Origin of the sequence: Pseudoxanthomonas japonensis (assembly GCF_043632995.1) — a bacterium.
Classification (GTDB): Bacteria; Pseudomonadota; Gammaproteobacteria; order Xanthomonadales; family Xanthomonadaceae; genus Pseudoxanthomonas_A; species Pseudoxanthomonas_A japonensis.
The window spans coordinates 4,110,613-4,132,187 of sequence record NZ_CP171632.1 but is presented as its reverse complement, the minus strand read 5'-3'; the positions used below and the strand labels follow the sequence as shown (position 1 = coordinate 4,132,187).

The window sequence follows — 21,575 nt, the reverse complement described above, 5'->3', positions numbered from 1 at the left end:
CGCCTGTGCAGGCACAGGCGGCTCGTCGTCGCACCCTGTCGTGTGGCTGTCAGCCGCAGTTGACCGAGGTCGCCGCGCCCTTCTCGTCGAGGATGACGTTCAGGCGGTTCGGATTGAAGTCCATCGTCGCGGCATCGCCCGGCTTCAGTGCGCGCACGGCCTCGGACTTGCTGTCGGTCTTTGCCTGTTCGATCTCCTTCTCGCCGGCCGTCTTGCCGATGATCCACTGCGCCTGGGTATCGTCGCAGGTGCCGGCGAGTTCGGTCGGTGCCGGTTCCGCGGGCGCCGGCTCGGCGGCTTCGGTGGCGGCGGCCTGGGATTGTTCGGCGGCGGCGGTCTGCTCGTCGGCATCGGGCGCGGAACAGGCGGCAAGCGACAGGGTCAGCAACACGGCGGGAATCGCGGCTCGGATCATGCGGCACTCCGGAAGATGGGTCTGAAGCAGAGATTACGTATTGGACATTCGAGAGTCGTTAATCAGGGGCCGAACGGTGCCGCCGATCAGGCGCGACCGCCACGAACGGACCGGAAAGCCGGGCCTGCTCACGCCGCGATGGGACGCCGCCGTTCCAGCCACCACAGCAGACCCGCAGCGAACAGCCAACCGAGGAACCAGGGCCACGCAGGCCCACGGGGGCCTTCCGTTGCCGACGCGGCGGCGGCAGTCCGGGATCGCGATGCCAGCCGCTGGGTCTGTTCGCGCACCGCGGCCGCGTGCAGGTGCGGCGCATCGTCCTTCGCGCGGACGAAGAACGGAGCCGTCGTCCTGTCCGTTGCCAGATGGTGCCATCCCGCCGCGCGCGGCCAGTAGCCGCCGCAGCGGGTCGCGCCGGTGGCGGGATCGCGCTGCACTCGGGTGACGGTGCCATCCGGTGCGGTGACCCGGGCGTCGTCGGCGAGTCCGCATGGCGATACCCGCTGCGAAACACGCGCATCGTCGAGTGCGGCCAAGGTCGCGTCCGGGCTCGAACGTGCGAGCGTGCCCAACGCCTGCGACCACAGGGTGGCGTGCGTGTCGGCGTGGCCGGCCAGCGCCAGCGTGTAGGTATCCGTCGGCGTCCACGCACCGATGCGGCCGCGCCCTTCCGCGCGCCACCACGCGATCGGGGTGCCATCGGCCGTGCGCAGCAGCGGGATCGCGTCCGGCGACGCCGGGCGCAGCGCCTGCCGCGTCAGCGTCGGCAGTCCGGCAGGGACCGCATCCGCATCGACCGGCGCATCCGCCGTGCCGGCGCCGCGGCGCGCGCGCCAGGCATCGTCGTCAGGCGCGGGACGCGGCAGCTGGAATTCCGCTGCACCGTTGCCGGCCAGCGACACGCCGAGCAAGCGCTGCACGCCCGGCGCGAGTGCGCCATCGACGCGGACCAGTACGCCAAGGCCATCGCGCACGGCGGCGGCGAGTGCCGCGCGCTGCCCGTCGCCGAGCGCGGCGGCGCTGCGTGCGTCCAGCAGCACCAGGTCGAAGCGGCGCAGCGTGTCGGCCGTCATCGGCAGTGGCGCGTCGCCCAGCTGCAGGCCGCCGCCCAGGCTGACCTGCAGGTGCAGCGGAATGCCGGCGTCGGTCGCCCAGCGGCGCAGGTACTTCCATTCCGCATTCGGCGCACCGGCCAGCGCCCAGACGCGTGGCGCGGGTGTGGCCTGCGTCCATACCGGCACCGTCGCCGCATCCACCACCTTGCGCGTGGCATCCAGCACCTCGACGCGGAACGACGACGGCCCCGGCAGCCGTGCCAGTCCGTCGAGGCGGAAGCTGCCCTGGCGGTCGACGACGGTCGCGGCGATGCGCTGGCCGGCGGGATCGCGCAACACCACGGTCGCCTGCGGCACGCCATGCACGCGGCCCGTGACGGCGAAGGTGGCGCCCGGCACCACGACATCGACCGGCGCCAGCTGCACGATGCCCGTCGGCATCGGCGCCGCCGAAAAGGCGAGGTCGCGATCACCGACGGCGTCGCGATCGCGCGCTTCCAGCCCGGTGCCGACGACATGCAGCGCATGCGCTTCCGGATGCCGGCGCAGCGCCGTGCCGAGGTCGGGCACGCGCTCGGCATCGAGGCCTGCCGGTGCTTCGGGCAACGCGACGCGCGGCTGGCCTTGCAGCGTCGCCGGCAGGGCGACGCGGTCCGCCTGTGCGGTCATGACCACCAGCGTGCCGGTGGTGGCCGACTGGCGGGGCGGCAGCAGGGTGAAGTAGAGCAGCAGCGCGATCATCGGCTGCAGCAGGCACAGCAGCGCGAACCGCGTCGATGAACTGCGCCGGTCCTGCGGCGCGCTCTGCCGCCACAGCACGAGGCGCAGCCATGCCATCGCCACGGCGAGCGCCAGCAGCACGGCCAACAGCAAGGGCAACGACGCGGCGACGTTCATCGCGCCGGCTCCTGCCGCAGGGCATCCAGGTACCGGCGACCCGCGTCGTCCACCGCGCCACGCCGCGGTACCTGCGCCGGCGGTTGCGCGGACGCCGACCACAGGAGCGCACGTAGTCGCTGGCGGCAGGGCGCGCACGCCGGATCGCCGCGTACCTCGTCGATGGCGGCGAACAGGTCGAGCACGTCCGGAACGCGCGTCTCGTTGCTGCGCAGCCAGGCCTGCAGCGCATCGAGATCGGCGACGTCGGCCGGCACGCTGTCGTTCGCCAGCGCGGTCCAGGCGCGCGCCGGCGCCGGTGCTTCCTCGTCCTGCGCGCCCGCGAGCGGGCCGAGCGCGCGCGGCGCGATGCCTTTGCGGTCGCCGTCGAGTCGGCGCGTCTCGTCGATGGGCGGCAGTTCCGGCCCTACCCGCGCCAGGTAGATGCGCGTGGCCTGCTGCACCTGCTTGATATAGTCCAGCGCCTTGTAGGCGAACGGCAGCGCCCGGTCGGGATGGCCCTGGCGCAGGTGCAGTTCCGACTGCCACATCTGGTCCAGCGCCTTCTTCAGTGTCGCGCGCGTTTCCGGATCGAGCAGCGTCGCGGCCTCGGCGTGGTCGTGCGTGTGGCCGTAGGCTTCCAATACGTCGGCTTCGCGGCCGAAGCCAGCGCCGCTGGCCGACGTCGCCTGTCCGTGACCATGCCCGTCATCGGCCTGCGCGGTTTCGCCGGCATGGTCGTGGCCATCGTCGTCCGCATGCCCGTCGTCCGCATCGTTGGTCGGCGGCGGTTGCGGTTCGCCTTCGGCTTCCTCGCCGAGGAACTGGCCGTAGCGCAGGCGCAGGATGCGCTGGTCCACGCCGATCGCGTCGGAGCGCGTGACGAACGTGTCCGCCGGCAGGCTGCGCTTCTGCTTCTGCAACGCCTCCGCGTCGATGATGATCTGGCGCTGGCTGCGGAAGTACGCCGGCATCACCTTCTTCACCAGCCCTTCCAGGCCGGTGCTTTCCTGGCCGAGGTCCGCCGGCCAGCGCAGGATCAGGCCAGGACTCTGCGCGTGCTGCGGCGTGGGCGAACGCGTGTCCTGCACGGTGAGCTGCGCGATCAGGTCGTCGCCCACCGCCATGCCCAGCGCTTTCAGGTCCAGCGAGGCGCTGAAGCGGCGTGCCGTCGCCGGGCCGCTGCCGCGCAGCGTCATCACCTGTTCCTTGAACGCGATGTTCTCGCCGCTGCCCTGGGCGAGCGTCAGTTTCAGCGTGGCGGTCGGGGCGATGCCGTAGTCATCGCGCGCTTCGAAGGCGAGGGACCACTGCGTCTGTCCGACCGCCACCAGGCTGAGGCCGCGATCCGGTGCCAGCACCTTCACTTCCGGCGCACGGTCGGGGATCGCATCCAGACGGCGCAGCTTCGTCGGTGGCAGGCCTTCCGTGCCGGCCGCGACGACGCGATACAGCGTCGACTTCGCCAGCAGGTGCGCAGCACTCCAGGTATCTCCGTCGCGCGTCAGCGCGATCCGCTGGCCATCGTGGAAGACCAGCGTCGCCGCCGTCGGTTGCGGATCGAAGCGCAACGTCCAGGTCAGCCGCGAGCCGATCGGCGCCTTGGCATCCAGCGTCGCTTCCGCATGTGCGGCAATGCCGGTGTAGCCGGGGGGCGCGACATGCAGGCGTTGCGCGACGAGGTGCGGGATGCCGGGTGCGGCCGGCGCGGGTTCGTCCGACGGTGCGAGGGTGCCGGCGTCGTTCGTCAGTGCGGGCCACAGCAGCGTCGCTGCGATCACGACCGCGGCGGTGAGCCACAGCGCTGCCATGCGCGACCATGGCCACGGTGCGCGCAGGTCCGGCGCGGGCTGTGCGCGCAGCCGTTCGCGCACGCGCGCCTGCTGCAGCTGCTGCAACGGCGACGGGGAAACAGGCGGCGCCAGCAGCAGGTCGGTGCTGTCGTCCAGATCGGTGCGGCGCGCATCCAGCTGCCGCACCAGCCACGGCGTATCGAAGGCGCGCGTCCGTCGCCAGGCGAGGATGGCGAGCAGTGCGATCCCGACCAATGCCACCGCGACCGCGACGCCGGGCGATGCCGTGCGCCACAGCACCGCGCCGACGGCGACCGGAATCGCCGCGCCCAGCAACAGCTGGCCGAGCAACGCATGCCGGCGCGCCTGCGCGAGACGGTCGGTCGCCGACAGCGTCATGGCGCCACGCTCCGTGCACGTCGCGTCGCCATCCAGCGCTCGACCAACACCAGCAGTGCGATCAGCAAGGCCAGCCAGGGCTGCAGGTCGCGCGGCGCGACGGGATAGGTCGCGCCACCAGTCACCGGCGCGTAGTCGCTGGCGAGCACGCGCGCGGGGGCTGCGGCTGGCGCATCGAACAGGGCGCGCAGCTGCTGCGGGAAGTCGGCTTCGACCAGCGCCGGCATCGCATCCGGTCGCAACGGTCGGATGAAACGCAGCGCGCGACCCTTGCCGCGCGTCGCGAATTCGACCAGCGCGACGCCGTCGGCATCGCGCCACGGCGTCGCGTCGGCAGTGAAACCGTCGAGCGTGCTTTCGTTCGCCAGCAGTGCGGTGCCGCCGGATTCGATCCATTGCACGACCGCGGCGGGTAGCGGTCCCGGGACCAGCCACACTAGCGCGCGCGCGGACGCTGGCAGCGCTTCATCCTGCGTGCCGACCTGCAACCCCGATGGCGCGTCGACGCTCGGCTGCCAAGCAAGTACTGCTGCACGCAGGTAACGAAGTCCCGTGTCGTTGCCCGACGGGTGACGCACGACCAGCGACGGCGGTGGTAGCGCTGATGCCGACGCTACCGGCATCGCACCTTCGACCACGGTCCACGTCGCCGCACGCGACAGCACTGGGCGTTCGGCGTCCGCACCCTGCAGCGTGGCCGGTACCACCACGGTCAGCGGCGCACCTGCCGGCAGTTCGGCATCCAGCTGCCGCAGCAGGCTGGCGACGGCGGGTGTGCCTGCGGGTGCGGATTCGTCCAGCGACGGGAAGCCGGCCGCCAGCCAGTGCAGCTGCGCGTCGGTGTCTGTTGCCTGCGCACGCACCGCCGCCGCATCCACGCCCGGCACGGCGACGACCCGCGGGCGCGTGTCGTCCATGCCGGACAGCACCGGCTTCGCCAGCCACAGCGCCAGCAACGCGAGCAGCAGCAGGCGAAGCAGCAGCAGCGGCCACTCGTCGAAGCGGATCCGGTGGCGCGGCTTCGGCTTTTGCCGCAGCCAGCGCATCGCGGCGAAGTCGGTTGGCGTCTGTTCGTGGCGACGCGCCAGGTGCAACAGCAACGGCAACAGCAACGCCGCGAGTGCCGCGAGTCCCGCAGGCAGCAGCAGCGCAAGGTTCATGCGTACTCCGCTGCGTCGCGCGCACCGAACAGCCGCCGCAGCGGCAGGTCCAGCGGCTGGTCGGTGTAGTAGCGCGCGTGGCGGACGCCGCTGGCATCCAGCCGAGCATCGAGCAGGCGCTGCGCCTCGGAGAAGCGGGTCAGGTAATCCGCACGCAGCGCGACGGCGTCGCCCAACAGCTCCTCGCCTGTTTCCGGATCGCGGAAGCGGTGGCCGCCGGTGAACGGGAAGTCGCGCTCCTCCGCCGTCAGCAACTGGATCGCCAGCACCTCGCGGCGGGCAGCTGCAAGGCGTTCGATCAGCGCAACCATCGCCTCATCGAAGCCGTCGCTCAGCGCCATCACCAGGTCACCGGCACCGATGCGCTCCCACACCGGGGCCAGCTTGTCGGTCGCGGGAAACACGCCGCCAGCCGTCAGCCCATGCAGCGCCAGCAGCAACTGGTCGCGCTGGCGCGCGCCGTTCCCGGGCGACACCAGGCGCACGCCATCGCCGTGCAGCACCAGCAGGCCGAAACGATCGCCCTGGCGCAGCGCGAGTTCAGCGATGCAGGCGGTGAGCCGGCGCGCGGCATCGAAGCGCGTGCCGCGTTCGCCGTCGCGCTGGTTCATCGAGGCGGTGGCGTCGAGCACGATCCACACCGTCAGCGGACTCTCGCGCTCGGCTTCGCGTACGAAGAAGCGGTCCGAGCGTGCGTACAGCTTCCAGTCGATCTGGCGCAGTTCGTCGCCGGGCTCGTAGGCGCGGTACTGCGCGAATTCCAGGCCGGCGCCGCGGCTGCGGCTGTGGTGCACGCCAATCCCCTGCGCGCCGATGGCACGGCGCGCGGTCAGCCGCAGGTCCTTCAACCGGCTGCGGACGTCGGCGGGGATCAGGTCGTGCGCCACGGGCGGTCGATCAGCCGGCGAGCGGTACACCGCGCAGCAGCGCGGCGATCACATCGTCGGCACTCACCTGTTCGGCCTCGGCGGCGAACGACAGCAGCAGACGATGGCGCATCACCGGCTTCGCCAGTGCCGCGATGTCCTCGCGCGTCGCGGCCAGGCGGCCGTGCAGCAGTGCACGCGCCTTCGCCGCCAACACCAGCGACTGGCCGGCGCGAGGACCCGCGCCCCAGCGCACGTACTTGCGGATCTCCTCGGGCACGCCGTCGCCGGGACGGCTCGCGCGTACCAGTTTCGTGATCCAGCGCAGCAGGTCGTCACTGACGTGCACGTCGCGCACATGCTGCTGCAGCGCCAGCACCGCCTCGCCTTCCATCACCCGCGGCACCGCGCCGCCTGCACGGCCGGTGGTCTGCGCCAGGATGTCGTGCTCTTCCTGTTCGGTCGGGTAGTCGACGCGGATGTGCAGCAGGAAACGGTCAAGCTGCGCTTCCGGCAGCGGGTAGGTGCCGGCCTGCTCGAGCGGATTCTGCGTGGCCAGCACGAAGAACGGTGAGGGCAGGGCATGCGTGGTGCCGGCGTAGCTGACGGTGCGCTCCTGCATCGCTTCCAGCAGCGCGGCCTGCGTCTTCGGCGGCGTACGGTTCAGTTCGTCGGCGAGCAGCAGATTGGTGAAGATCGGACCGGGCTGGAAACGGAAATGGCGATGGCCGGTGCCATGGTCTTCCTCCAGCAGCTCGGTGCCGAGGATGTCGCTGGGCATCAGGTCCGGGGTGAACTGCACGCGGCGGAACTGCAGGTGCAGCGCCTCGCCCAGCGAGCGCACCAGCAGCGTCTTGCCGAGGCCAGGCACGCCTTCGAGCAGGCAGTGGCCGCCGGCGAGCAGGCCGATCAGCAGCTGCTCAACCACGTCCTGCTGGCCGACGATGGCCTGGCCGATGGCGGCGCGGAGTTCGCCCAGTTTGGAGAGCTGCTGCTGGAGGTCGGATTCGGTGATCGTGGTCATGGTGTTTCCTGGCTGACTCCAGTGCAGCGGGTCGCAGTAAGGATCGCCGTCATCCCAGCGAAAGCTGGGATCCATCGTGATCTTCGCGCTGAATGCGGACGGCCGGTGGAAGAGGCAAAGGCAAGATCAAACTGGATCCCGGCTTTCGCTGGGATGACGGCGGAGAGTGTCGGGTGGGCGGATACGGTCATGTCGTTAACGCATAGATCACGAGGTTGACGCCGAACTTCGTGTTGTCTTCGGCGAGGAAGCGCTTGTTGCGCCAGTCGTAGTCCCACTCGCAGCCGTAGTCCTTGTTGCTGTAGAGCACGCCGAGGCGGCCGTTGATCTCGATGCCCTGCAGGTACTCGTGCACCAGGTCGTCGCCCCAGCCGTTGAGTTCGAAGCTGGTCGCCGGCGGGCCGTCGAACTTGAAGAACGAGGAATAGATCGCGTGCGTGTTCGGCAGCTTCTTCATCGCCTTCGAGCCGAAGATGGCCGCCATCTGCGCTTCGAACGACTTGGCGAACAGGCCGTCGATATCGTGGTTGCAGTCGTCGACGAAGACGAAGCCGCCGTTTCGGACGTAGCGCTCGAAGTTGCGCTTCTCCGCAGGATTGAAGTCGACCAGCTTGTGCCCGGCCAGGTAGCAGAACGGCGCGGCCAGCATGCGCGGATCGGACAGTGCCAGCACATGCTCCTTCGGATCCACGCGCAGGCTGGTGTAATCGATCAGCGAGGTGATCAGGTTGGACGGCATGCGCGCGTCCACGTCCCAGTCGCCGGAGTCGTATTTCAGGCGGGTGAAGCGGAAGTCGTAGTTGCCCGATTGGGCGCGCGCCTGCCTGGGCAATGCAGCCGTCACCACGCCGCCGAGTATCAGGTGGAGGAACTGCGCACGCGTTAGCCGGGAGTGGAGCAAAGCCGGGGTCTCTGAAAGCCCCTCTCCCGACGGCGACCGCAGGAAGTCCCTGTGGGAGAGAGGGGTTGGGGAGAGGGGCGATGGTGTCCCGATGGTTCAGGCATCATGGACTGCGCTCGCCCCTCATCCGCCCTTCGGGCACCTTCTCCCGGGGGGAGAAGGAGAAGCGTTACACCGCATCCGACAGCGACGTGAAGGTGAAGTCGCGCAGCTTCATCGGCGGGATCATCATCACGAAGCTGGACTCGTCCCCGGCCACGCGCACCGGCTTGCCCAGTTCCTCGATGTTGTTGAGCATGATCACCGGCGATTCGTTGAAGCGGAAATTCTTCACCGGGTGCTTGATCTGGCCATTCTCGATGTAGAACGTGCCGTCGCGGGTCAGGCCGGTCAGCAGCACGGTCTGCGGGTCGACCATGCGGATGTACCACGTGCGCGTGACCAGGATGCCCTTCTGCGTACCCGCGACCAGCTCGGCGGTGGACTTGGTGCCGCCGGCGAACAGCAGGTTGCCCGGCGAACCGACCGCGCGCTTGCCCTGCTTCTGCGCCCAGAAGCGCGAGTACTCCAGGTTGACCACCTTGCCGTTCTCGACGATCGGCATCTGCTCGCGCGGCAGGCCTTCGTTGTCCCACGGCATCACTTCGGCGCCGGGGTGCCACGGATCGGCGCTGATGTTCACGCGCGGGTCGTAGACCTGTTCGCCCAGCTTGTTGCCGCCGCCCTTCTTCGACAGGAAGCTGCGGCCTTCGTCGGCCTGGCGCGCATCGAAGAAGTTCATCATGAAGGAGATCAAGCCGGCGGCCGCGGCGGGCTCCAGGATGACCGTGTACTTGCCCGGTTCCAGCGCCTTGGCCTCGGCCGATTCGCTGGCCTTGCGCATCGCGGTACGGATGTCGCTGTCGGCCTTGAACGCGTTCGCGTCCTTCAGATTGCGGCCGACCCAGCCGGAACCGCGGCCGTCCTCGGTGCGCACCGTGCAGGTGTAGTTGAACGCGGTGGCCTTCTGGTAGCCGAAGTTGCCCTTGCTGTTGGCGAAGGCGACGAAGCTCTGACCGTCTTCCAGAAAGCCGGCGGCGATCAGCTTCTCCGCCTTGCACGGCCCGATCGAATCGGCGGCGACCTGCGCGCGGAATTCCGGCGTGATGGCGGCGGTGGAATCGCTGAAGGTCGGCGAGGGCTTGTAGGTCTGCTTCTCGACGGCCGGCATGAACTCGGGGTTCTCCGGCGCCAGGCGGGCGAGGTCTTCGGCGCGGCGCACGACGCGCTCCAGTGCGGCGTCGTCGAACTCGTTGATGGTCGCCACGCCGGTGCGCTTGCCGAACGCGACCTGCACGGCCAGGTCGGTATTGCTGACGATGCCGCTAGTGGACACGTTGTTCAGCGCGAACCGGATGTTGCCTTCGATCGAACCGGTAAGGGAGGCGGTGCACTCGTCGGCGGTGGACAGCGCGAGGACCTTGTCCAGGATGGCTTTCGCCTGCGCTTCGGTGAGGATGCTCATGGAGTTTTTCCTTGTAGAGCGGAGCTCGCTCCGCTGCTCTTCGTTGTTTGGCAGGACCTACGATCCGGTGCAGCCGAGCAAGCTCGGCTCTACAGGTCTCATCCCAGGCTGCGGGCGGTGTTGATGACGTTCATGCCGTTGAAGCGCGCGGTCGAGGAACCGTGCGACACCGCGGACACCTGGCCGGGCTGGCCCTTGCCGTCGAAGAACGAGCCACCCAGGCGGTAGTCGCTCTCGTCGCAGATCGCGGTGCAGGCGTTCCAGAATTCCGGCGTGCGGATCTGGTAGGCCACGTCCTCGAGCTGCTGGGTGATCTTGCCGTTCTTGATCTCGTAGAACAGCTGGCCGCCGAACTGCGCGTTGTAGCGCTGCTGGTCGATCGAGAACGAGCCGTCGCCGATGATGTAGATGCCGTTCTCGACGTCCTTGATCATGTCGGCGACCGACAGCTTGGTCTTGCCAGGCGCCAGCGACACGTTGGCCATGCGCTGGAACTGCACGCTGCTCCACGAGTCGGCATAGCAGCAGCCGTCGGATTCATCCTTGCCCAGGATGTGGGCCTGATCGCGGATGGTCTGGTAGTCGACCAGCTTGCCTTCCTTCACCAGGTCCCAGCGCTTGGTCTTGACGCCTTCGTCGTCGTAGCCGACCGCACCCAGGCTGCCGGTCTGCACCTTGTCGGCGAACAGGTTGACGAGGCCGCTGCCGTACTGGAACGCCTCCTTGCGCTTGTCCAGCGTGGCGAAGCTGGTGCCGGCGTAGTTGGCTTCGTAGCCGAGCACGCGGTCCAGTTCGAGCGGATGGCCGACGTTCTCGTGGATGGTCAGCCACGTGTGCGAGGGATCCAGCACCAGGTCGTACTTGCCGGGCTTCACCGACGGCGCGGTCAGCTTGGCGCGCGCCTGCTTGGCGGACGCGATGGCGTCCTCCTTCATGTCGTAGGACAGGCCGTAGTTGATGACGCCGTTCGGCGTGGTGTACTTCTGCGACGCGTCGCCATCCAGGTACTCGTAGCCCATGCCGACCGGCGAGGACAGGCCGTCGCGGGTGCGGAACTTGCCGCTGGCCTTGTCGATGGCGGTGACCGTCATCGGCACCCAGATGCGGTGCACATCCTGGTCGATATAGGAGCCGTCGGTGCTGGCGAAGTACTTCTGCTCGTTGACCACGAACATCATCGAGTTGACGAAGTCGGCGCCGGCGTTGATCGCGGCGGCGTTGACGCCCAGCAGCAGGTCGACCTTCTCCTTGATCGGCACCTCCATGGCGTTCTTCCTGATCGGCGTCTTCCACGACACCTCGCCGAAGCCCGGCGCCTTGGCCAGCTGCACCGGCGCGGTCTGCGTCTTGCTGTTGGCGGTGGCGATCGCGGCGGCCTGGCGCGCGGCGGCGGCCACGCCCTCGGCGGTCAGCGTGTTGGTGGCGGCGAAGCCCCACGCACCGTTGGCGATCACGCGGATGCCGGCGCCGGTGGACTCGGTGTTCACCACGTTCTGCACCTTGTCTTCACGGGTGATCACGAACTGGCGCAGGTAGCGGCCGATGCGTACGTCGCAGTAGCTGGCGCCGGCCTGCTTGGCCGCAGCCAGCGCGGCGTCGGCCAGGCGCTTCTTGAACGCGATGTCGAGGGTGGACTGGAGCTGCTCGGCGGCGATCGCCTTGCCGAAGTAGGACGGCACCATCAGCCCGCCCACGGTGAGGCCGGTCAGGGCCAGGAAGTCACGACGTTGCAAGGCTGTTCTCCACCGTTGGGCCTGCACGGGGCAGGCGGGGACTGCGACGGACGCGTTGTGCCCGCGCCATGTGGGCCGCGCGGGTCGTCCCCGATTCTTGCGCCGGGGTGCAGACACCGTCAAATGACTTTCGGCATAGAAGGAGAGACGTCGCGCTCATCGCGGCGGGCAGGTTCAGTCCCGCCATCCCAGCGCACGCTGGGATCCATTGGCGCTTCGCTCTGGAGTGGGAATACAAAATCAGGAGCACGATGGGTCCCAGCGTGCGCTGGGACGACGGTCGATGGCCTATCCCAGGCTGCGTGCCGTGTTGATGATGTTGATGCCGTTGAAGCGCGTCGTCGCCGAACCATGCGAGACCGCCGAGACCTGGCTGGGCTGGCCCTTGCCGTCGAAGAACGAGCCGCCCAAGCGGAAGTCGCGGGCATCGCAGATCGCGGTGCAGGCGTTCCAGAACTCCGGCGTGCGGATCTGGTAGGCCGCATCCTCGATCTGGCGGGTGACCTGGCCGTTCCTGATCTCGAAATACAACTGGCCGCCGAACTGCGCGTTGTAGCGCTGCTGGTCGATCGAATACGAGCCGCGGCCGTGGATGTAGATGCCGTTCTCCACGTCCTTCACCATCTCCGCCACGGTCAGCGGCGCCTTGCCTGGCGCCAGCGACACGTTGGCCATGCGCTGGAACTGCACGCTGCTCCACGAGTCGGCGTAGCTGCAGCCGTGCGAAGCGTCTTCGCCGAGGATATGCACCTCATCGCGCGTGGCCTGGTAGTTGACCAGCACGCCGTCCTTGACCAGGTCCCAGCGGCGCGTCTTCACGCCTTCGTCGTCGTAGCCCACCGCGCCCAGGCTGCGCGGCTCGGTCTTGTCGGCGGTGAAGTTGACGATCGGGCTGCCCCACTGGAAGCGCTGCTCGCGCTTGTCCAGCGTGGCGAAGCTGGTACCGGCGTAGTTGGCCTCGTAGCCGAGCACGCGGTCCAGCTCCAGCGGGTGGCCGACGTTCTCGTGGATGGTCAGGAACAGGTTGGACGGGTCCAGCACCAGGTCGTACTTGCCGGGCTTCACCGACGGTGCGGTCAGCTTGGCGCGCGCCTGCTTCGCCGCCGCCACGATGTCCTCGCGCAGGTCGTAGGACGCGCCGTACGCCACCACCCCGCCGGGCAACGCGATCTTGTCGGCCGGGTTGGCGTCCAGGTACTCGTAGCCCATGCCCATCGGCGCGGACAGGCCGTCGCGGGTCTTGAACTTGCCGGTGGCCTGGTCCACCACCGTCACCGTGAAGGGCACCCAGATGCGGTGCACGTCCTGGTCGATGTACGAGCCATCGGTACTGGCGAAATACTTCTGTTCGTTGATGACGAACATGCGAGAGGCCGCGAAGCTGGCGCCGGCCGCCAGCGCGGTGGCGTTGGCGCCGAGCAGCAGATCCACTTTTTCCTTCACCGGTACCGCCATCGCGTTCTTGACGATCGGCGTCTTCCACGCGACCTCGCCCACGCCGGCCAGCGGTGCCAACTGCACCGGCTTGCCCTGGATGCGCGCATTGGCGCGGGCGATGGCAACCGCCTGCCGTGCCGCAGCCGCGACGCCGTCCGGCGTCTGGTCGTTGGTCGCCGCGAACCCCCAGGCACCCTGCGCGATCACGCGCACGCCGATGCCGGACGACTCGGTGTTCACCACGTTCTGCACCTTGTCCTCGCGCGTGATCAGCGACTGCCGCAGGTAGCGGCCGATGCGCACGTCGCAGTAGGTCGCGCCTGCAGCGGTGGCCGCTGCCAACGCCGCGTCGGCCAGACGCTTCTTTTTCGCCACGTCGCCGGGTTCCAGCAGGGCTTGGGCGGCGATGACGCGCGTGCCGGGCAGCGCCAGGCCGGCCAAGGTCAGGCCACCGAGGGCGAGGAAGTCGCGTCGTTGCATGTCGGGATCCTGGAGCGAAAGCCACCGGACTGTCGTCGGCATGCGGCGCAACGTCAAGTGACGCCGGTCATGCCACGGCGACGTAGTGCACAATGCGCCTCATCGCGCACAGGAGCCTCGCAGATGAAATCCCGTTCGGTCGCCCGGCCCGAGAACGACGACGAGCAGCCACGACTGGCGGTGCTGATCGACGCCGACAACGCGCAACCCGCCGTCATCGAAGGCCTGCTGGCGGAAACCGCCAAGTACGGCGTCGCCAGCGTCAAGCGCATCTACGGCGACTTCACCAGCACCCGCATGACCCAGTGGAAGCAGGCGCTGCTGAAGCACTCGATCAACCCGGTGCAGCAGTTCGCCTACACCAGCGGCAAGAACGCCACCGACAGTTCGCTGATCATCGATGCGATGGACCTGATGTACACGCGCCGGTTCGACGGCGTCTGCCTGGTCTCCAGCGACAGCGACTTCACCCGCCTGGCGCAGCGCCTGCGCGAGGAAGGGCTGACCGTCTACGGTTTCGGCGAGCGCAAGACGCCGGACGCCTTCGTGCAGGCGTGCGACAAGTTCATCTACGTCGAGGTGCTGCGGAGCGAGGCTTCCGCATCCAATATGCCGCCGTCGCCGCCGAAGCCTGCGAAGCCGGCCAGGAAGACCACCAAGTCCGCCGCGAAGAAGCCCGCCGGCCAGGCCGAGCCGACGGCAGCGCCGGTGGCGGAGGCCGGCAAGCAGGAATCGCTGCCGCTGCGGCTGATCCGCCAGGCCATCGAGGAAGCCAGCGACGACCAGGGGTGGGCTTTCCTGGGCGCCGTCGGCAGCTACCTCAACAAGGTGCGCCCCGATTTCGACAGCCGCCTGTACGGGCACAAGAAGCTCAGCGATCTGCTGAAGGCGCATCCCCGCCACTTCATCGTCGAGGAGCGGGCAGGCGACGGCGGCGCGAAGCGCTTCTATGTCCGGGCCGCGTAGCATGCGCCGTGCGCACGACCTCATGATGCTTCCGTCAACGCCTGGTCGTGCGCATGGCGCACGCTACGCATGACCAGACCATTCGCGCCATCATGCGAACGCAACCAGGGACCGATCCTTGAGGTCCTGCAGCGCCATCTCGCCGAGACCCGTTGCGTGCTCGAGATCGGCAGCGGCACCGGCCAGCATGCGGTGCACTTTGCGGCGGCGATGCCGTGGCTGACCTGGCAGAGCAGTGATCGCGCGGACAATCTGCCGGGCATCGCGGCGTGGCTGGACGAGGCGGCGTTGCCGAACACGCCGCCCGCCGTCGAACTCGATGTCGACGGACGCTGGCCCGCTGCCAGATTCGATGCCGTCTTCACCGCCAACAGCCTGCACATCATGGGCTGGCCGCAGGTCGAGGCGTTCTTCGCCGGTGTGGGCGGAATCCTTGAGCAGAACGGACTGCTGATCGTCTACGGCCCCTTCAACTACGGCGGCGACTTCACCAGCGACAGCAACCGCGCCTTCGAGCAGTGGTTGAAGGAGCGCGATCCCGCCTCCGGCATCCGCGATTTCGAAGCCGTCGATGCACTGGCGCGTGCGATTGGCTTGGCGCTCGTCGAGGACAACGCCATGCCGGCGAACAACCGCGCCCTGGTGTGGCAGAAGACCATCGAGAAGGAACAGGCAACGTAATCGCGGCGAAGGATGATCTTCAATGGTCGGCTGCCATGTCGCGCAATCTTTCGCTCGCGCGGCGAAGGCCGTCGAAGATGGTCTGCGCCACGACGCCAGGAAAATCCGCAGGCAGCCGTGCGGCGACCGACGCGATCACGGGTTCCACCTTCTCAAGAAGGTCTTGGATCCAGGGTTCGGCGCCATCGCGAACGCCGCACGCCCGAGCCGTCTCGTTCCAGTGGCGCCGGCGTACGTTCAGCAATTTCCGATGCTTGTTCTTGCCGACCACCGACATGGCAAGCGCAGCCTTGTGGGGATCCAGCTGTTGCGGACCATGGCCAAGAATGGGATACACGGACAACACATCGTAGAGGGGCGTCAGGCGGAATCGGCCTTGCGGCTCGATGTGCAGGCTGAAGTTCTTCGCGTGTCCGTCCGTTGCGGCGAGGAGCCAGAACAGGATCTGAGTCCTGAAGAAAGTCTCGCGGTCGCCGGGTTCGGCTGACTGACGCAACAGATCCATGATCTGCACGATTCCCGGCCCGCCATCGCTTTCGTACTTGCGCGAAGAAGGCAGGCCGAACACTTGGCAAAGGTCTTCCTGCGGCAAGCGGATCCACCAGGTGCCATCCTCGGACAATCGCCTGTCGAAACGCTCGACCACCAAGGCGCGCTGATCTTCGAACCTGCCGATGGACGTGTTTGCCACGGGCAGGCCGAACGCACGCAACAGTTGCATGCAAAGCCACTCGTTTTCCACCGACGAGGCCATGTCGGCGCGCATGTTGCCCACCAGTCCAAGCGGCAGTTTGAATATGTGCGTGCTGGGCGTGCTCCCCAGGGGAACGCACCATTGGCCGTTGTGTAACAGGAGCGCAGTCTTTTCCTGCGCGCCCGCCAGCGACAGTCGGAATTCATCGTCGTCGTGGTGTCCGGGCAGCGGAGGGGATGCCACGCCCCCGAGAAGGCGGGCGACACCAGATTCGTCCAGGGATCGGGCCTGGATGGTGCGTACTTCGTCCGGCGGGGTGTTCGCCGGCAATAGCTGGATGGCGCCTACGCAGTCACGGCCGATCTGTTCCAGCAGCGCGAAAGTGCTGTTGGAGGGAACAGTGAAGCGGTTTCGAAGGCGTGCACGGATGTTGGCGCTATCGGGCAGCAAGTTGTCGAAGTAGTGCTCCACCACATCGCCACGGTGCGACATGCCCTCCGGCAGCAGGGGCAGCGATAGGGACAAAGGGCGCGCCAACGGCGAGGCTAACCAACTGGAAGCGTACGTCAGGCGGGTCGGCTGGGCATCCTGCCAAGTGGCAGCCTCCACACCGTTCATCCATATCCGCAGCGCACCCATTGCCTACCACTCCACCGCGTCCAGCGAGGGCGAAGAGGGCGCGCGTGGCGCCAGCGACACTTGCAGGCCCAGCACAGCCCAGACTTTCATCAGGCGCTCGAATGTCGCGGCTTCCGGTCTGGCCTCCAGAGCGGTTACAGCTTGTCGTGTGATGCCGAGCTGATCGGCCAAGTCGGCCTGGGTCAAACCCTGCTTCTTGCGCAGGGCGCGCAACAAAGGGGCCAGCTGCTGAGGTGTCTGGATTGGATATTGGGCGGCAGTCATAGGTGTGCCCCTTTGAGTGGCATAGGCAACCTAACGTTTGCCTGTCCAAAATGCAAGCCATACATTGCATTTACCTTATGCAAGGCATAAGTTGCATTTTTACAGGACATACAAAGAAAAACCCCGCCGAAGCGGGGTTTCCTTTTTAAGCGGCCTGCACGATGTGCAGCGCCTTCGGGTTGCGCCACAGGCCGAGCAGTTCGGCCTCGCGCGCTTTCGCGGCGTGCAGGTGCTTTTCCTTGACGTGACCGTAGCCGCGGATGTGCTCGGGAATGCTCGCGATCTCCACGGCCAGGCCCAGCTTGCCGGCGTCCAGTGCGGCCAGCAGTTCGCCGGTGGTCTTCTCGTAGTCGGCGATCAGCTGGCGCTCGCCCTTGCGCTCGTCGGTGTAGCCGAACACGTCGAACGTGCCGCCGCGCAGGAAGCGCAGCTTCGCGAGCAGGCCGAACGCCTTGAACACCCACGGGCCGTATTCCTTCTTCATCAGGCGGCCGTGCGCGTCCTTCTTGGCGAACAGTGGCGGCGCGAGGTGGAAGTGCACCTCGTAGTCGCCGTCGAACTGCTGCTGCAGCCGGCGCTGGAACTCGCCGCTCGTATACAGGCGCGCGACTTCGTACTCGTCCTTGTAGGCCATCAGCTTGAAGAAGTAGCGGGCCACCGCTTCGGTCAGCGCGGTCGAGCCGGGCGCCCGGGTGTTCTCGGCGTTGCGCACCTGCGTGACCAGGTCGGTGTAGCGGCGCGCGTAGGCGGCATCCTGGTACTCGGTCAGGAACGCGGTGCGGCGCGCGATCAGTTCGTCCAGCGAGCGCGACAGGCGCAGGTCGTCCAGCGGCAGGAAGGCGACGTCCGCGTCGCCCGCGCCGTCTTCCGGCAGGCCGCGAAGCTCGCTCTCGTTGCCGGGATTGCGCGGTGCCGCGTTGGCGCCCCACTCGCTGCTCTCCCATTCGCCCGGCGGCAGCACCTGGAGGGCGCGCGGCGTGCGCTCGCTCTCGGTCTGCGTGTTGCGGATCAGGCCGGCGGCTTCCTGCACCGCCTGCGGATTCACCACGGCCAGGCGGCCCCAGGCGAAGGCGGTCTTGTTCATCTCGACGGCGGCGCCGTTGAGTTCGACCGCGCGCATGATCGCGTCGAACGAGATCGGCACCAGTCCCTGCTGCCAGGCGTAGCCCAGCATGAAGAGGTTGCTGCCGATGGCGTCGCCGATCAGCGCGGTGGCGATCTGCGTGGCATCGACCAGCATCGGCTCGCGGCCGCCCAGCGCGACCTTCACGCCGGCGATGATGTCGGTGGCCGGGAACTGCATATCCGGATGCGTGGTGAACGTGCCCGGCATCGCCTCGTAGGTGTTCAGCACCACCTGCGAGCGTTCACCGCGCACCTTCGACAGCACCCAGTAGTCGTTGACCACCACCATGTCGCAGCCCAGCACCAGGTCGGCCTCGCCGGCGGCGATGCGCACGGCGTGGATGTCTTCCGGCGTGCGCGCGATGCGGATGTGCGTGGTCACCGCGCCGCCCTTCTGCGCCAGGCCGGTCTGGTCGAGCACGCTGGCGCCCTTGCCTTCCAGGTGGCCGGCCATGCCGAGCAGCGCACCAATGGTCACCACACCCGTGCCGCCGACGCCGGTGATCAGGATGTTCCAGGGCTCGTCGAGGGAGGACTTGAATGCGGGCCCCGGCAGCGCAGCGAGCAGATCCGCGGCGTTCGCCTTCTTGCCCTTGCGCGGCGTGCCGCCGTGCACGGTGACGAAGCTGGGGCAGAAGCCGTCGACGCAGCGGAAGTCCTTGTTGCAGTTCGACTGGTCGATCTCGCGCTTGCGGCCGAACTCGGTCTCCTTCGGCAGCACCGACACGCAGAAGCTCTTCACGCCGCAGTCACCGCAGCCTTCGCAGACCAGCGTGTTGACCATCGTGCGCTTGGCGGGATCCGGCAGCTTGCCGCGCTTACGCCGGCGGCGCTTCTCGGTGGCGCAGACCTGATCGTAGATCAGGATGGAGACGCCCTTCACCTCGCGCAGGCGGCGCTGGACGTCGTCCAGTTCGGCACGGTCGAAGAACTCCACGCCGCTCGGGAACAGCTCGCGCTTGCTCCACTTGCGCACGTCGTCGCTGACCACGACGATCGTGTCCACGCCCTCGGACCGCATCATGTGCGCGATCTGCGGCACGGACAGCGTGCCGTCCACCGGCTGGCCGCCGGTCATCGCCACCGCGTCGTTGTAGAGGATCTTGTAGGTGATGTTCACCCCGGTGGCGACCGACTGGCGCACCGCCAGCGAGCCGGAGTGGAAGAACGTGCCGTCGCCGAGGTTCTGGAACACGTGTTCCGTCTCGGTGAACGGTGCCTGCCCGGACCACGTCACGCCTTCGCCGCCCATGTGGGTGAAGGTGTCGGTGTCGCGGTCCATCCACGTCACCATGTAGTGGCAGCCGATGCCGCCGAGCGCGCGCGAGCCTTCCGGCACCACCGTCGAGGTGTTGTGCGGGCAGCCGCTGCAGTAGTGCGGCACGCGCGGGAAGTTGGCGCGCGGCAGCGCCATCTCGGCTTCCTTCTCCTCCATCCAGCGCAGGCGCTGTTCGATGGATTCGGTCGTGAAGAAGCGCTGGATGCGCCGGCCGATCACGCCGGCGATCGTCGCCGGGGTCAACTCGCCGGTGGACGGCAGGATCCACTCGCCGCCCTCGTCGTACTTGCCGACGATGGACGGGCGCGTGCCGGCGCCGGCCGGCCAGTTGTAGAAGTACTCCTTCATCTGCCGCTCGATGAAGGCGCGCTTCTCCTCCACCACGACGATGTCTTCCAGGCCCTTGGCGAACTCGGTGATGCCCACCGGCTCCAGCGGCCAGGTCATGCCGACCTTGTAGACGCGGATGCCGATGTCGGCGCAGGCCTGTTCGTCCAGGCCCAGGTATTCCAGCGCCTGCAGCACGTCCAGGTAGCTCTTGCCGGTGGTGACGATGCCGAGGCGCGCGCGCGGCGAATCCAGCACGATGCGGTCGACCTTGTTCGCGCGCGCGAACGCCTGCGCCGCGGCGACCGCGTACTTGTGCAGGCGCATCTCCTGGTCGAGCGGAGGATTCGGCCAGCGGATGTTGAGGCCGCCGGCCGGCATGGCGAAGTCTTCCGGCAGGATGATCTCGCGCGCGAACGGATCCACCTGCACCGACGCCGACGATTCCACCGTCTCGGCGATCGTCTTGAAGCCGATCCAGCGGCCGGTGTAGCGGCTCATCGCCCAGCCCACCAGGCCCAGGTCGAGGATGTCCTGTACGCCGGCGGGGTTCAGGACCGGCATCATCGCGCTGACGAATTCGTCTTCCGAGCCGTGCGGCAGCGTCGAGCTGCGGCAGTTGTGGTCGTCCGCGGCCAGCGCCAGCACGCCGCCGAACTTCGAGGTGCCAGCCGCGTTGCCGTGCTTGAACACGTCGCCGCAGCGGTCCACGCCGGGACCCTTGCCGTACCACATCGAATACACGCCATCGACCTTGGCGCCAGGGAACAGGTTGGTCTGTTGCGTACCCCACACCATGGTCGCGCCCAGATCCTCGTTGAGGCCCGGGGTGAATTTCACGCCTGCCGTCTCCAGGTGCTTGCGCGCGCGCCACAGCTCCAGGTCGAAGCCGCCCAGCGGCGAGCCGCGGTAGCCGCTGATGAAGCCGGCGGTGTTCAGGCCGGCGGCCTGGTCGCGCAGCCGCTGCATCAGCGGCAGGCGGACCAGCGCCTGCACGCCGCTCAGGTAGATGCGCCCGTCGGTGCGCGTGTACTTGTGCTCCAGCGTGTAGTCGCTGTCGATCACCCCGATCTGCGGCAAGTTGGCGGACGAGGGCGAGGTGAGTTCGGCGGTGCTGGTCATGGCGGGCCCGTGAAAGCGGCTGGCGAGGCCCGAAAACCCCTCGGGCGTGAAGGCGCGCATTGTAACAGCGGCTTTTTCTGTGACGCGCATCACTGGGTTGTTGTGCGTTGCAGCGGTTAGGATGCGTCGGGGGGCTGTCGTAGTCCGGGGGAAACGTAGTGAGAGCAGGCAAACGCACACTGCTGGCCATCGTGCTGGCATCGGCGGTCTTTTCCGTGCAGGCACAGTCGGTGCCGAAGCCGAAAGAGTTCTACTTCGACGAAGACCGCGCGGCTGCGCCGGTCGTCGCCATCACCGGCGTGGAAGGCGACGCGCTGGTTGATCAGCTTGTGAAGGCGCGGGAACGCGGCCGCAAGACGGTCGAGGCCACCGCCCAGCTGGCGCATGTCGCGTTGAGCGATGGCCGCGCTGACCTGGGCCGACAGCTGTACCAGCAGGCGCTCGCCAGCACCCAGTCCGGTGGCGGACTGTGGCGTTCGATCAGCTGGAACTACGGTTGGGATCTCCATCGCCTCGGCGAACACCAGGCGGCCCTTGAGCAGTGGGTGCCGCTGATAGGCGCCGTGGGAGGTGCTTCCTGGGTGCCGCCGACCTTCGCACTGGTGCTCTGGAAACTGGGCCGCAAGGACGAGGCCGTGCAGTGGTACGGCGCTGCCGTGCGCACCGAGCCGCTGCTGTGGACCGATGCGCGCAACTACGCCTCGCTGTTGCCCGGCTGGCGCCAGGAAGACCGCGACACGCTGGCCGAAGTGCTCGGCGCCTGGCAGGCCAATCCGCCGGTCTGGCCGTAACGCGTAAGATCGGCGGATGAAGGCGCGCGTCGCGCGCCATCCTC

The 21,575-nt window shown here is 68.0% G+C and carries 16 protein-coding genes; 3 read left to right on the top strand and 13 right to left on the bottom strand.

Translation table 11 applies throughout. The annotated features are described in order from the left end of the window. Positions 1 to 49: 49 nt before the first annotated feature. The 10 genes from ACGHX3_RS19240 to ACGHX3_RS19195 all read right to left on the bottom strand — a co-directional run bounded on the left by ACGHX3_RS19240 (position 50) and on the right by ACGHX3_RS19195 (position 13,643). Complete coding sequence (locus ACGHX3_RS19240) at positions 50 to 415, bottom strand: I78 family peptidase inhibitor (protein WP_394695908.1); 366 nt, start codon at positions 413 to 415, stop codon at positions 50 to 52. A 128-nt stretch (positions 416 to 543) separates the two neighbouring features. Then, positions 544 to 2,367, bottom strand: a complete 1,824-nt coding sequence (locus tag ACGHX3_RS19235; protein ID WP_394695907.1) for a carboxypeptidase regulatory-like domain-containing protein — start codon at positions 2,365 to 2,367, stop codon at positions 544 to 546. Continuing rightward, positions 2,364 to 4,538 (bottom strand): hypothetical protein, encoded by a 2,175-nt coding sequence (locus ACGHX3_RS19230; protein WP_394695906.1) that lies wholly within the window; start codon positions 4,536 to 4,538, stop codon positions 2,364 to 2,366. Before ACGHX3_RS19230 ends, ACGHX3_RS19235 begins: the two co-directional genes overlap by 4 nt. Then, positions 4,535 to 5,698, bottom strand: coding sequence for a BatA domain-containing protein (locus tag ACGHX3_RS19225; RefSeq protein WP_394695905.1), 1,164 nt, complete (start codon positions 5,696 to 5,698; stop codon positions 4,535 to 4,537). Before ACGHX3_RS19225 ends, ACGHX3_RS19230 begins: the two co-directional genes overlap by 4 nt. After that, complete coding sequence (locus ACGHX3_RS19220; protein WP_394695904.1) at positions 5,695 to 6,585, bottom strand: DUF58 domain-containing protein; 891 nt, start codon at positions 6,583 to 6,585, stop codon at positions 5,695 to 5,697. Before ACGHX3_RS19220 ends, ACGHX3_RS19225 begins: the two co-directional genes overlap by 4 nt. A gap of 10 nt (positions 6,586 to 6,595) precedes the next feature. Beyond that, positions 6,596 to 7,588: an AAA family ATPase gene (locus tag ACGHX3_RS19215; RefSeq protein WP_394695903.1), complete on the bottom strand. Its 993-nt coding sequence runs from the start codon at positions 7,586 to 7,588 to the stop codon at positions 6,596 to 6,598. A 187-nt stretch (positions 7,589 to 7,775) separates the two neighbouring features. Beyond that, positions 7,776 to 8,489 carry a DUF4159 domain-containing protein gene (locus ACGHX3_RS19210; protein WP_238391276.1) on the bottom strand — a complete coding sequence of 238 codons (714 nt, stop codon included), beginning with the start codon at positions 8,487 to 8,489 and terminating at the stop codon, positions 7,776 to 7,778. A 169-nt stretch (positions 8,490 to 8,658) separates the two neighbouring features. Beyond that, positions 8,659 to 9,993 (bottom strand): TldD/PmbA family protein, encoded by a 1,335-nt coding sequence (locus ACGHX3_RS19205; protein WP_394695902.1) that lies wholly within the window; start codon positions 9,991 to 9,993, stop codon positions 8,659 to 8,661. A 98-nt stretch (positions 9,994 to 10,091) separates the two neighbouring features. Next, positions 10,092 to 11,726: a TldD/PmbA family protein gene (locus tag ACGHX3_RS19200; protein WP_394695901.1), complete on the bottom strand. Its 1,635-nt coding sequence runs from the start codon at positions 11,724 to 11,726 to the stop codon at positions 10,092 to 10,094. A 288-nt stretch (positions 11,727 to 12,014) separates the two neighbouring features. Further along, entirely contained in the window at positions 12,015 to 13,643 is a 1,629-nt protein-coding gene (locus ACGHX3_RS19195; RefSeq protein ID WP_394695900.1) for a TldD/PmbA family protein, read from the bottom strand. Positions 13,644 to 13,766: 123 nt separating this feature from the next. Here ACGHX3_RS19195 and ACGHX3_RS19190 point away from each other — a divergent pair, with 123 nt between their 5' ends. Both ACGHX3_RS19190 and ACGHX3_RS19185 read left to right on the top strand, forming a co-directional pair. Continuing rightward, positions 13,767 to 14,609 (top strand): NYN domain-containing protein, encoded by an 843-nt coding sequence (locus ACGHX3_RS19190; RefSeq protein ID WP_394695899.1) that lies wholly within the window; start codon positions 13,767 to 13,769, stop codon positions 14,607 to 14,609. A 69-nt stretch (positions 14,610 to 14,678) separates the two neighbouring features. After that, the gene (locus tag ACGHX3_RS19185; protein WP_394695898.1) at positions 14,679 to 15,290 is read left to right on the top strand and encodes a DUF938 domain-containing protein; all 612 of its coding nucleotides are present in this window, start codon (positions 14,679 to 14,681) and stop codon (positions 15,288 to 15,290) included. Positions 15,291 to 15,309: 19 nt separating this feature from the next. Here the strand turns inward: ACGHX3_RS19185 and ACGHX3_RS19180 are convergent, their stop codons facing one another. From ACGHX3_RS19180 to ACGHX3_RS19170, 3 genes are all read right to left on the bottom strand, one after another. Further along, positions 15,310 to 16,623 (bottom strand): type II toxin-antitoxin system HipA family toxin, encoded by a 1,314-nt coding sequence (locus tag ACGHX3_RS19180; RefSeq protein WP_394695897.1) that lies wholly within the window; start codon positions 16,621 to 16,623, stop codon positions 15,310 to 15,312. A gap of 3 nt (positions 16,624 to 16,626) precedes the next feature. Beyond that, entirely contained in the window at positions 16,627 to 16,887 is a 261-nt protein-coding gene (locus ACGHX3_RS19175) for a helix-turn-helix domain-containing protein (RefSeq protein ID WP_056879891.1), read from the bottom strand. A gap of 145 nt (positions 16,888 to 17,032) precedes the next feature. Then, on the bottom strand, positions 17,033 to 20,740 hold the full coding sequence (locus ACGHX3_RS19170) for an indolepyruvate ferredoxin oxidoreductase family protein (protein WP_394695896.1): 3,708 nt from the start codon (positions 20,738 to 20,740) through the stop codon (positions 17,033 to 17,035). A gap of 158 nt (positions 20,741 to 20,898) precedes the next feature. On the opposite strand from ACGHX3_RS19170, the gene ACGHX3_RS19165 reads away from it, so the two are divergent. Continuing rightward, positions 20,899 to 21,531: a tetratricopeptide repeat protein gene (locus ACGHX3_RS19165; protein ID WP_394695895.1), complete on the top strand. Its 633-nt coding sequence runs from the start codon at positions 20,899 to 20,901 to the stop codon at positions 21,529 to 21,531. Positions 21,532 to 21,575: the final 44 nt, after the last annotated feature.